Genomic DNA, 11,938 nt, shown 5'->3' with positions numbered 1-11,938 from the left:
GGCTGCTCCCGATCAGGTGCCGGCAATCGTGACGGGCCGGCCGGCGGTCAGGCCGGGCAGGTTGCCGGTGACCACGCGGTCGCCCGGTGCCAGCCCCTCCACCTGCACCAGATCGCCGCGCGCCCACGATCCCACGCGCGTGACGGGCCGGCGCTCGGTGCGGCCATCGGCGATGACCAGAACGAAGTCGCCTCGCTCGTCATGGCGGACGGCGACCGGCGGCACCGCGATGGCGCCCGATGCCTGCGCCACCAGAACCTCGCCGCTGGCGAACATGCCCCCGCGCAACGCGCCGTCCTTGTTGTCGATCGTCACATAGACGGGGATAGCGCGCGACCCCGCCCGCGCCATGGGGTTGATGCGGGCTACGCGGCCGGCGAACTCCCGCTCGCCGAAGCCTTCCACCCGCAGGGTCGCGGCTTGGCCGACGGCGAGCCGCGCCACCTGCTCCGCCGGGACGGTCGCCTCGACCTCCACCCGTGACAGGTCGACGATGGTGAACATGGCGGCGTTCACCGCCAGATTTTCCCCCGGATTGACGGAGCGGGTGGCGACCATGCCGTCGATGGGGCTGACCACCACCGCGTCGCGCAGGGCCTTGCGCGCCAGTTCCACCTGGGCGGCCAGGGCATCGACCTGCGCGCGCTGGAAGCCGAAGCTGCTTTCGGCCTGATCCAGGCTGGTGTCGGAAACGATGTTGCTGCGGTTCAGCGTGCGGTTCTTGGACAACGTCTTTTCGGCCAGCACCATCTGGGCGCGGGCGCCCTCCAGATTGGCCTGCTTCTCGTTCAGGCGGGCGGTCAGCTCGACCGTGTCGAAGCGGGCCAGCACATCGCCGCGGCGGACCGCCTGCCCCTCGCGCACCAGCACCTCGGCCAGCCTCGCGGCCACTTCGGCCTTCACCGCCGACTGCTCCATGGGGGAAACGGAACCACTGAGGCGCACGGTTTCCGTCAGCGCGCGCGGCGCGACGGCCGTCACTTCCAACGCCGTCAGCTCCACCGGCCGTTCCGCCGCCGGGACAGACGGAGCAGGGGGAAGCGCCGCCGGGCTGCTTGCACGCCACAGGGCAACCCCGCCGCCGGCCGCGAGCACGACCAGAAGGACCAGCAACAGCCGGCCGAACCGCCGCCGCGGACGGGGCGGGGGCGGGGCATCGCCCTGCGGCGGAGACCGCTGGGGCTGCAAAGGCTGGGGAGCCGGTGTGAAGGTCCGTTGCGGGGCGGTCATGATCGTCGATCCAATTCGGCCGGCCCAAGGCGATCAACAAGGCTTGCGGTCAAGGCGGCGTCGGTTGAGGGCGTGGTCGGTGCCCTCCATTAGGGGTGGCGCGGATGTTCCGTCAAGGTTCTCATTGTCGCGCCTTATGACAGGATGGGAGCACGTGATGGTCCTATCCAGATGGGCAGCGAAGATTGGCATACCAGCATTTGCCAAAAATCCTAATTGTCGACTTCGTTACAAGGGATAAATCGGGCAACTTTGAGGCATCTTCGGGACAGGATTCGACAAACGGCCGTGATGTCGCTTGACAGGCGTGGCCTATACATTGAAAAGCGATCCAACTCTTGTCCCGCCCGCGCCAACAGCACGGAAATTCACTCGTGGTCATACGAAACCTCGCGACGATCAACGCCGCCGGTGCAATGCTGTGCCTCGCCCTCGGTCTGGCCGGCTGCGCCTCCGAAGCGCCGCAGGTGCAAACGGCCCCGCCGGTCGAAGCCGCCTATGTCCCGGACCCGAACGATCCGCTGTCGCGCTGGGTCCCGCTGATCCGCGAGGCTTCCCAGAAATACGACATGCCGGAGAAATGGATCCGCGCGGTGATGATGCGCGAGAGCAATGGCCGTGCGACCACCAACAGCGGCAAGGTGCTGACCAGCTCCGCCGGGGCAATCGGGCTGATGCAGGTGATGCCCGGCACCTATGAGCTGATGCGGACACAGTACGGTCTCGGTCCCGACCCGTCGAACCCGCGCGACAACATCATGGCCGGCACCGCGTATCTGCGCGAGATGTACGACCTGTTCGGCGCTCCCGGTTTCCTGGCCGCCTACAATTGCGGCCCCGCCTGCTATGCCCAGCATCTGGCCGGCAAGCAGCGGCTGCCGCGCGAGACGAAGATGTATCTGGCGGCCCTGACCCCGGTTCTGCGCGGCGCGGCGCCGCGCGAGCCGTCGCAGGCCGCCGGCGCCTCGGCCATCGAGGTCGCGGTGGTGCCGGACGACGCGCCGAAGCCGCAAGGCGGCAGGCCGACCGCCACCCCGCAGCGGTCCGAGCCGGCGCCGGTCGTCGTCGCCTCCGCCGCGCCGGACTCCCGCGCCCCCGAATCGCGTGCGGTCGAGCCGCGCCGGATGGAACCGCATCCGGCCGAGCCGAAACTCGCCGATCCGGCCCCGGCACCCGTGGCAGTTGCATCACTGCCCGCACCCGTGCTGCCCGCCGCCAAGCCGGTCCAGGTCGCCAGTCTCGACTCGGCGCCGCCGACCACGCATCGGGTCAGCCCGCAATTCACCACGCAAGTCGCCGAAGCGCTGCTTCCCCCGCAGTCGGTCGGCAAGGGCGAGCGTGTGGTCATGCGCTTCGTCTCCCAACGCGCCGACGGCTGCGGCAGCCTCGCCGGCCGCGACCGCGCCTGCGTCGCGCTGGCCGACGCACGGTAGGGCAAGAAGGTGGCCGGCCGCTTTTCCCCGTTGCGGGAAAGCAGGGCCGGCCTCTGTCCTCTCAGCGTCAGCTGAGCGATTTTTTTGCGCCCTTGCGGTCTGATTTGATCCGTATCACTTACGGATCGCCTCACCACTGGCATAACGGTGAGATGGACCGGTCCGAACACACATCCAGCCCATATCTCCCCTGCAGCTGTTGCGGTGAAGAGGTGCTGCTTGGCGAGCCCATGTATTGGACGCCGGAGCGGCCGGGTCATGTCTGGCACGACCTCTGCGCCCAAAGAGAGGGGATGCTGCCATCCAGCCCCAAGCCAATCCGAGGCAAACGGCGCAGTCCCAGGACGCAGACGGTCGAGTCGCTGTTCTGAGTGGCAGGGGGCGATCTGCTGACCCTTTACTAAGTCCCTTATAAATTTCTGACCATATTCGTCATATCTGATATACGTAGTTTCCTAGTTAATGTGGAGATTAGCTATGACATACACTTATGTGTTATCTGGCGTCGTAACACCAGAGCGCGCGATGTTGGAACTTGGCACGCCATTTGGTGTTAAATTCCGCCATCCCGAGGCGGGTATTCATGGTGATATTCGTCTAACAATCTATAAAAATCAAATTACATGCATTCTTGTGTCAGAAACTAAGATTCTGAATCCGTTCACAGCAAAAAATGTTTTAGGTGACTTTATACAGCAAGTTACAGACGCAGCTTGCCTGGAGGCTGTGGTTGGTTATGTCGTCGACATAGTTTCTCTGACAGATACGCAGTCAGGGGAAACAATTGTATTTGGACCGAGCGAAACGACTATTGGGATAAAGAATGATGAGATGATGAATTTAGACCTCTTCGGTATCATATCTGCGGCTTCGCAAAATCCATATGTGGGGCGAGCCTTGGCGGACTTTCGAAGCGCCGTGCGATATCCGGGAGATACTGGATTTTTCTGTTACAGAGCCACTGAATCTCTGATTCAGCATGTGAAGTCTGTGGAGTCCCTTAATGATAAGCAGAAGAAAACTGCAATAGCTATCTTGGAAAACCAACTCAAATTAGCCCCTGAATGCCTAGAGACTTTGCGAGATATGGCAGGTGAGGTTAGGCATGGGAAGGTTGTTTGGGTAGATGGGGACCAACGAATTCGCGCGCTCACCCTGACAAGAGAAATAATAAAGCGCTATGTTGCTATATCTGAAAATTTGGCATCTGGGGATTTCCCCTTATTAATTCCCTAGTATGTATTCGTGCATACGCGCTCTAAACTTTGTGTCTCTTTAGTGTGCTCGTCGGCGATCTGATATTCTGACCGCGAGAATGGGCGGACTAGGTTTGGAACGATCAATGCGCGTAGTGGGCCGGTCCCTTCCTATCCTCGTAAGTATGCACGCGGCGGACGGTACGGTCTTGAGATGCAGACAGTCGAATCGCTGTATTGAGTGGCCACTGAACGGACAAAGGAAAAGGGGCGGTTTCCCGCCCCTTTGTCCTTCGACTGTAGAACCTCCCACTCGCCTCATTCCCACTCGATGGTCCCCGGCGGCTTCGACGTTATGTCGTAGACGACGCGGTTGACGCCGCGGACTTCGTTGACGATGCGGTTGGACACGCGCGCCAGGAAGTCGTGGGGGAAGGGGTACCAGTCGGCGGTCATGCCGTCGGTGGAGGTCACGGCGCGCAGAGCCAGCACATGGTCGTAGGTGCGGCCGTCACCCATCACGCCGACGGTGCGGACCGGCAGCAGAACGGCGAAAGCCTGCCAGATCGCGTCGTAGAGGCCGGCGTTGCGGATTTCCTCCAGATAGATCGTGTCGGCCTTGCGCAGGATCTCCAGCTTCTCCGGCGTGATCTCGCCGGGGACGCGGATGGCGAGGCCCGGGCCGGGGAAGGGGTGGCGGCCGATGAAGGCCGGCGGCAGGCCGAGTTCGCGGCCCAAAGCGCGCACCTCGTCCTTGAACAGCTCGCGCAGCGGCTCGACCAGCTTCAGCTTCATCCGCTCCGGCAGGCCGCCGACATTGTGGTGAGACTTGATGGTGACCGACGGACCGCCGGTGAAGGACACGCTCTCGATCACGTCGGGGTAGAGGGTGCCCTGGGCCAGGAACTCCGCACCGCCGACCTTGGCGCTCTCCTCGTCGAAGACGTCGATGAACAGGCCGCCGATGATCTTGCGCTTCTGCTCCGGGTCGGTGATGCCGGCCAGCTTGCCCAGGAACAGGTCCGATGCCTCGCGGTGAACCAGCGGGATGTTGTAGTGGTCGCGGAACAGCCGCACGACCTCTTCCGACTCGCCGGCGCGCATCAGGCCGGTGTCGACGAAGATGCAGGTCAGTTGATCGCCGATGGCCTCGTGGATCAGCACGGCCGCGACCGACGAATCGACGCCGCCGGACAGGCCGCAGATCACCTTGCCCTTGCCGACCTGGGCGCGGATCTTCTCGATGGCCTGCTGCTTGAACGCGGCCATGGTCCAGTCGCCCTTGATGCCGGCGACGCGGTGGACGAAGTTCGCCAGCAACTGGGCGCCGTGCGGGGTGTGGACCACCTCCGGGTGGAACTGCACGCCATACATGCGGCGCTGGTCATTGGCGATGGCGGCGAAGGGGGCGCCATCGCTGACCGCCACGGCGCGGAAGCCGTCGGGTAGGGCGGTGACACGGTCGCCGTGGCTCATCCACACCTGTTCCTTCGATCCGACCTCCCACAGCCCGTCGAACAGGGCGCAGGGCTCCTTGATCTCGATGAAGGCGCGGCCGAATTCGCGGTGGTCGGAGCCGGAGACGTTGCCGCCCAGCTGCTGGCACATCGTCTGCTGGCCATAGCAGATGCCGAGCACCGGGACCTTCAGGTCGAACACCGCCTGCGGCGCGCGCGGGCCGTTCGCCTCGGTGACGGAGGCCGGGCTGCCGGACAGGATGATGGCCTTCGGGTCATACTCGCGGATACGCTCGTCGCTCATGCCGAAGGGATGGATTTCGCAATAGACCCCGCTCTCGCGCACACGGCGGGCGATGAGCTGGGTGACCTGCGACCCGAAATCGAGAATGAGGACGCGTTCGGCGGAAAGGGAAGCGGCGCTGGACATCGACGAATCCTGATGCGGGGGACTCAAGGCCCCTCACTACCGCACCTCCGGCCCCGCCGACAAGCGTGCAAGCGGCGTCAGGTCGCGCCAGCCATAGGCGATCTCCACCAGATCGCTGCTGGCGAAGCGGATCGGCCGCTCCGCCACCTTGATCCCGCCCAACCGTTCGTAGAACCAGCGCGACGGGTTGTCGCGCAGGCACCACACCGCGGCCGACCGGACGCCGGCCGCCAGGAAACGGTCGGCCATCGCCGCCATCAGCCGCCGGCCGATGCCGTAACCCTTTGCATCGTCAAGCAGATAGAGCGCGTGGAACTCACCCGCGTGGCCCTGCACCGCTACCCGCCGCGTGCCGAAGGAGGCGATGCCGACGATGGTGCCGGGGGCGGCGATCCCGCCGGCGACATCGACGGCGACGAAGGCGCCCTGGCCGGGGCCGCGCGTCTCGGCGATGGCTGCCCAGCGCTGGGCGGCGGCCGGTTCGGACAGGTTGACCAGGAACTGCGCCGGGATCAGGCCGGGATAGGTCGACCGCCAGCTCTGCACATGGACGCGGGCCATGCCGTCGGCATCCGACGCGCGCGCCTGGCGGATTGCGACCGTGGTGTCCGTCATCGACCGACCCTCCCGTGCAGCCTCTATACCAACAGTTTGGGGTGCGGATGCAGGAAGTCCAGCCGGAAAAGGAGGCAGGAATGCGTCACCAACGATAGGGCCGCGCGATTGGCGGGAGGGAGGCCTGCCCCCGGCCCGGTTGTCATCGCGCCGCAACAGGGGTAAACAGCCGGGACTGTTCCGGCGGGGGCCCGCACCGATCCAATCGGGCGGGGCCGCGCCAGTCCGCCTCAAGCGCCATGGCGGCGCGCCGGGCGGGGCTCCGGAGACCGGACACCGCATGTATTCCTCGCCTACGCTTTCCCGTTACATCGGGCGGCAGTTCATCGTCTGGTTCTGCTTGCTGATGGTGATCCTGCTCGCCATCGTGCTGCTGCTGGACACGGTGGAGCTGCTGCGCCGCGCCGGCACCAAACCACATGTGACCTTCGGGCTGGTGGTGGAAATGGCGCTGCTGAAGCTGCCGGAGATCGGGCAGCAGATCTTCCCCTTCGTCATCCTGTTCGCGGGCATGTTCACCTTCTGGCGGCTGACGCGCAGCGCCGAACTGGTGGTCGCCCGCGCCGTCGGCGTTTCGGCCTGGCAATTCCTGATGCCGGTGATGTTCGCCGCCGCCGCCATCGGCGTGGTGAAGGTGACGCTGATCAATCCGGTCGGCGCCGTGTTCATCGCCAAGTACGAGCAGTTGCAGGACCGCTATCTGAAACTGCAGTCGAGCACGCTGAACATCTCGCGCTCCGGCCTGTGGCTGCGCCAGACCAACGAGAAGGAACAGTTCTTCATCCATTCGGAGCTGGTCAATCCGGTGACCTTCGAGCTGTCGAATGTCATCGTCTTCCTGTTCGATGCCGATCAGAACTATCTCGGCCGCGTCGACGCGCCCAGCGCCGAACTGAAGGACCGCAAGTGGGAACTGCAGGATGCCGTTCTGAACCGGGCCAAGAAGGATCCGGAGAAGCTCGACAGCTACACGATCCCGACCGAGCTGGACATGGCCACCATCGAGGAGAGCTTCGCCCCGCCGGAGACGATCTCCTTCTGGGAGCTGCCGCGCTTCATCCACACGCTGGAGACCACGGGCTTCCCCGCTGTGCGGCACCGGCTGCATTACCAGTCGCTGCTGGCCCAGCCCTTCCTGTTCCTGGCGATGGTGCTGTTTGCCGCCGCATTCTCGCTGCGGCTGCCAAGGCGCGGCGGGACGATGGCGATGGTCACCGGCGGCGTGCTGACCGGATTCGTCCTGTTTGTGATGACCGACGTGGTCCGCACCTTCGGCATGTCGGAGACGATCCCCATCGTGATGGCGGCCTGGAGTCCCGCCGGCATCAGCCTGCTGCTGGGAACCGCGGCCCTTCTTCACCTGGAGGACGGCTGACGGAAAATGACCGGATGGGGGTGGGGCCATTCGCCGCAAAGCGACCGGTTATCCCCTTCGGTCATAATTCCGCCCAGTTGGTTTCGCACTGAATGGCAAGGTCCGATTCCGTTTGCATGGGGCACCGGCCCCACCGTAATAACGGGCGACCCGTTTTTGGAGCTTGAGCAGCATGTCGAGTTTGCGAGCCGTCCGGACCACCGTCGCCGTGGCGACCGCCTGCGCGCTTCTGGCCCTGCCCGCCGCGGCGCAGTCCGTCAAGGCGGCCGCCGGCGCTGCGGCCCCCCGGCCGACCGACCAGGGCACGCAGGTGGCGCGGGCTCCGGGGTCGGAAGGCATCGCCGCCGTGGTGAATGACGAGGTCGTCTCGGTTTCGGACGTCAACGCTCGCATCCGCATGGCTCTGCTGAACGCCGGTGCCGCCGGCAATCCGGAGACGATCAAGCGCCTGACCCCGCAGGTGATGCGCCTGCTGATCGACGAGCGCCTGCAGATGCAGGAGGCCAAGCGCCTCGGCATCACGGTGTCCGCCTCCGAGATCGAGGACGCCATCAAGCGCATCGCCGAGCAGAACCGGATGAATGGCCAGCAGCTTCAGGAAACCCTGAAGCGGCAGAATGTCCCGGTCTCCACCCTGAAGGATCAGATTCGCGCGCTGCTTGGCTGGCAGAAGGTGATGCAGCGCCGCATCCGTCAGGAGGTCGTTGTCGGCGAGGATGAAATCGACGCGGCAATGGAGCGGTTGAAGGCCAATATCGGCAAGCCGGAATATCTGGTCGCCGAGATCTTCTTGGCGGTGGACAGCCCCGACCAGGACGACGAGGTGCGCCGCAATGCCGAACGTCTGGTCGAAGAGGTGAAGCGCGGCGGCAACTTCGCCGCGCTGGCCCGCCAGTTCTCGCAGTCGGCCGGCGCGGCGTCGGGCGGCGATCTTGGCTGGGTGCGCAGCGGCGAACTGTCGCCCGAGGTCGACAAGGCGCTGGCCGGGATGCGGGGCGGGCAGCTATCGGCGCCGATTCGTACAGCCACCGGCTATCATATCCTGCTGGTGCGCGGCCAGCGGCCCTTCGGCAGCAGCGGCGGCGAAGTTCCGATGCCGGTCGCCCAGCCGCCGGCGCCCCGTCCGCAGGCGCGGCCCGACATGGCCAAGGCCACCGTCAACATGAAGCAGATCATCATCCCGATCGAATCCAAGGAGCAGGCCAAGGCCGTCAAGGAACAGGCCGAGAAGCTGCGCAAGTCGATCAAGAGCTGCTCCGACTTCCAGGCCCGCGCCAAGGAAACCGGCATGCCGGAATCGGGCGACATGGGCACCATGCGGGTCAAGGACATGGCGCCGGGCCTGCAGAACCTTGCGCTGGGAATCCCGCTGGGGCAGGCCAGCCCGGTGCTGATGAGCCCGGCCGCCGCGGTGATCCTGATCGTCTGCAAGCGCGACATGCCGATGATCCAGCCGCCGCCGCAGGCGCAGCCGGCTCCGCCGCCGCCGGCGGCGCCGACTCCGATCAAGGAGGCCAAGCTGCCCGGCCGCGACGAGATCGAGCGCGAGCTGATCGCCGAGCGGGCGGAACTGCTGTCGCGCCGTTATCTCCGCGACCTGCGCCGCACCGCCTTCATCGAGACGCGCCTGTGACCGCCGCCCCGCCGGACAAGCTGCCGCTGGCTCTCACCATGGGAGAGCCGGCCGGCATCGGCGGGGACATCACGCTGAAGGCCTGGGCGGCCCGGCATGAGGCCGGCTTGCCGCCCTTCGTCGTTCTCGACGACCCTGCGCGGCTGGCGGCGCTCGCCGCGAAGCTCGGGCTGGCGGTTCCGGTCCAGGCGGTATCGTCGCCGGACGAGGCTGTGGCGCTGTTCGACAGTGCGCTGCCGGTTCTGCCGGTGGGGCTCGGTACCGCTGTCATCGCCGGAAAACCTGACCCTGCCAATGGTGCGGCGGTGATCGCCAGCATCGACCGGGCGGTCGCCCTGGTGCAGGGAGGCCAAGCGGCGGCCGTGGTCACCAACCCGATCCAAAAATCCTCGCTCTACGCCGCCGGCTTCCGTCATCCCGGCCACACCGAATACCTGGCGCATCTGGCCGGACTGGCCGACGAGCCGATCATGATGCTGGCGGCAGCCGATCTGCGCGTGGTGCCGGTCACCATCCATGTCTCGGTGCGTGACGCGGTGACCCTGCTGACCACAGAGGCCATCGTTCATGCCGGCCGCGTCACCGCGGCTTCACTGGCGCGTGACTTCGGCATCGAGCGGCCGAGGCTGGCCGTCGCCGGGCTCAATCCCCATGCGGGGGAGGGTGGGGCGATGGGCCGCGAAGAGATCGACATCATCGAGCCGGCGATCGCCATCCTGCGCGCCGACGGCATCGACGTTTCCGGCCCGCGCCCGCCCGACACCATGTTCCACGCCGCCGCCCGCCGCGGCTATGACGCCGCGTTGTGCATGTACCACGATCAGGCGCTGATCCCGGTGAAGACGGTGGATTTCGACGGCGGCGTGAACATCACGCTGGGGCTGCCCTTCGTCCGCACTTCGCCCGATCACGGGACCGCGCTGGACATCGCCGGCACGGGCGCCGCCAACGCGACCAGCCTGATCGCGGCGCTGAAAACGGCCGATCGCATGGCGCGGAACCGGCGGCGGGTGAGCGCTTCTTAAACGCGGCACTACCCAACAAATCACTGCCACGAATGAAAAAGGAGCGCTCGTGCGCTCCTTTTTTCATGGACGGTCTTCCGGTGCGATCAGCCCCGGTCGTCGGGATCGTACATCGTCGGCCCACCCTGTTGGTCATGGTGGGACGGCGCCTGCTCGCGGTGATGGTGGGTGCGGGCGATGAAGGGCGCCAGTTCCTGGAGTTCGATGAAGTTGTCGGCCTGACGGCGCAGTTCGTCGGCGACCATCGGCGGCTGCGAGCGGACGGTGCTGACGACGCTGAAGCGCACGCCCTTGCGTTGTACCGCCTCCACCAGCCGGCGGAAGTCGCCGTCGCCGGAGAAGAGCAGGATGTGATCGACATGGTCGGCCATCTCCATCACGTCGATGGCCAGCTCGATGTCCATATTGCCCTTGATCTTGCGCCGGCCCGATGCGTCGGTGAATTCCTTGGTCGGCTTGGTGACCATGGTATAGCCGTTGTAGTCGAGCCAGTCGACCAGCGGACGAATCGGGGAGTATTCCTGGTCTTCGACCAGCGCGGTGTAGTAGAAGGCGCGAACCAGCCGGCCTTCCCCGGCGAACCCGTCACGCAACCTTTTGTAATCAATGTCGAAGCCCAACGAACGCGCTGCGGCGTAGAGGTTGGCGCCGTCTATGAACAGAGCGAGACGCTCTTCCTTGTAAAACAACTTGCTGACATCACGCGGCAAAGTCGAATTGCGGTCCAATGCCAGGATCCTTCCATCGTTGCTTGTGAAAAAATGCATGGATTACGCGGAAAGACCCGCGTTCCAATTTTGAAATCTAGTGTATTGGACGCGAACATACAAGGGGGCAGCGGCCGCCGACTGTTCCGGGGCACCACATTGATGTATAGGGACATTTTTCTGGGGCGTTCCCCTGGCGCAATGCAGCAGCGCTGTCGTTCGCGCTTGCACCTATCGGGCCACATCCATATAGTCTAGAGCCTCCTATGACTCCGGAGTTCGTCTGGCATGGCCCGCGTTACCGTTGAAGATTGCGTCCTGAAGGTTCCGAACCGTTTCGAGCTGGTCATGATGGCTGCCCAGCGCGCCCGTGAGGTCGCGAGCGGCGCTCCGCTGTCGATCGACCGCGACAACGACAAGAACCCGGTCGTGGCGCTCCGCGAGATCGCGGACGAGACGGTGTCGCTGGAGTATCTGAAGAACGCCCTGATCAAGGGCCATCAGAAGCATGTCGAGCCGGACGAGCCGGAGGAAGAGATCGTCGAACTGATGGCCGGCGAGAACGACTGGGCTGCGCGCGGCAACACCTCGCTGGGCGACGAAGACGGCATGAGCGAGAGCGACGGCGAGGAACTGGGCGAAGAGGACGACATCGCCGCGGACATGGATGCCGAGCCGGGCGCTGGTTTCGCCATGACCGAGGATCCCGACGGAGACCTCTGATTCTGGACAACGACCGCAGAACACCGAGGGGGCTCCACGCCCCCTCATCGAAGAATGGGGTGGGGAGCATCCGGCTCCCTTTTGGTTCGCTCAGGACCACCACGCACACATTTG

General features: G+C 65.1%; 10 protein-coding genes. 6 read left to right on the top strand and 4 right to left on the bottom strand.

From position 1 onward, the window contains the following. Positions 1 to 12 precede the first annotated feature (12 nt). Positions 13 to 1,230, bottom strand: a complete 1,218-nt coding sequence (locus ACCD06_RS11185; protein ID WP_413340670.1) for an efflux RND transporter periplasmic adaptor subunit — start codon at positions 1,228 to 1,230, stop codon at positions 13 to 15. A 374-nt stretch (positions 1,231 to 1,604) separates the two neighbouring features. On the opposite strand from ACCD06_RS11185, the gene ACCD06_RS11180 reads away from it, so the two are divergent. Together ACCD06_RS11180 and ACCD06_RS11175 are read left to right on the top strand one after the other, a co-directional pair. Continuing rightward, the gene (locus tag ACCD06_RS11180) at positions 1,605 to 2,663 is read left to right on the top strand and encodes a transglycosylase SLT domain-containing protein (protein ID WP_413340668.1); all 1,059 of its coding nucleotides are present in this window, start codon (positions 1,605 to 1,607) and stop codon (positions 2,661 to 2,663) included. 477 nt (positions 2,664 to 3,140) lie between these two features. Continuing rightward, positions 3,141 to 3,899, top strand: coding sequence for a hypothetical protein (locus tag ACCD06_RS11175; protein WP_136704134.1), 759 nt, complete (start codon positions 3,141 to 3,143; stop codon positions 3,897 to 3,899). 278 nt (positions 3,900 to 4,177) lie between these two features. Here ACCD06_RS11175 and guaA read toward each other — a convergent pair whose 3' ends face one another. Together guaA and ACCD06_RS11165 are read right to left on the bottom strand one after the other, a co-directional pair. Next, a complete protein-coding gene (guaA, locus tag ACCD06_RS11170) occupies positions 4,178 to 5,746 on the bottom strand; it encodes a glutamine-hydrolyzing GMP synthase (protein ID WP_413340665.1) in 1,569 nt (522 codons plus the stop codon). A 36-nt stretch (positions 5,747 to 5,782) separates the two neighbouring features. Then, positions 5,783 to 6,361, bottom strand: coding sequence for an N-acetyltransferase family protein (locus ACCD06_RS11165; protein ID WP_413340663.1), 579 nt, complete (start codon positions 6,359 to 6,361; stop codon positions 5,783 to 5,785). Between the two features lie 280 nt (positions 6,362 to 6,641). Between ACCD06_RS11165 and lptG the strand changes: the two genes are divergently transcribed. The 3 genes from lptG (at position 6,642) to pdxA (ending at position 10,394) form a co-directional block, all read left to right on the top strand. Next, on the top strand, positions 6,642 to 7,736 hold the full coding sequence (lptG, locus tag ACCD06_RS11160; protein ID WP_109073123.1) for an LPS export ABC transporter permease LptG: 1,095 nt from the start codon (positions 6,642 to 6,644) through the stop codon (positions 7,734 to 7,736). Positions 7,737 to 7,908: 172 nt separating this feature from the next. Further along, positions 7,909 to 9,369, top strand: coding sequence for a peptidylprolyl isomerase (locus ACCD06_RS11155; protein ID WP_413340661.1), 1,461 nt, complete (start codon positions 7,909 to 7,911; stop codon positions 9,367 to 9,369). Further along, positions 9,366 to 10,394 (top strand): 4-hydroxythreonine-4-phosphate dehydrogenase PdxA, encoded by a 1,029-nt coding sequence (gene pdxA, locus ACCD06_RS11150; protein ID WP_413340659.1) that lies wholly within the window; start codon positions 9,366 to 9,368, stop codon positions 10,392 to 10,394. Before ACCD06_RS11155 ends, pdxA begins: the two co-directional genes overlap by 4 nt. Before the next feature lie 86 nt (positions 10,395 to 10,480). Here pdxA and ACCD06_RS11145 read toward each other — a convergent pair whose 3' ends face one another. Next, complete coding sequence (locus ACCD06_RS11145; RefSeq protein ID WP_085090687.1) at positions 10,481 to 11,083, bottom strand: NYN domain-containing protein; 603 nt, start codon at positions 11,081 to 11,083, stop codon at positions 10,481 to 10,483. 306 nt (positions 11,084 to 11,389) lie between these two features. Between ACCD06_RS11145 and rpoZ the strand changes: the two genes are divergently transcribed. Beyond that, positions 11,390 to 11,824: a DNA-directed RNA polymerase subunit omega gene (gene rpoZ, locus ACCD06_RS11140; protein ID WP_109073126.1), complete on the top strand. Its 435-nt coding sequence runs from the start codon at positions 11,390 to 11,392 to the stop codon at positions 11,822 to 11,824. Positions 11,825 to 11,938: the final 114 nt, after the last annotated feature.

This window comes from Azospirillum sp. CT11-132 (assembly GCF_047302835.1).
Lineage (GTDB): Bacteria > Pseudomonadota > Alphaproteobacteria > Azospirillales > Azospirillaceae > Azospirillum.
Note: the sequence above shows the minus strand (reverse complement) of the source record. Positions and strands in the feature narration are given on the sequence as shown.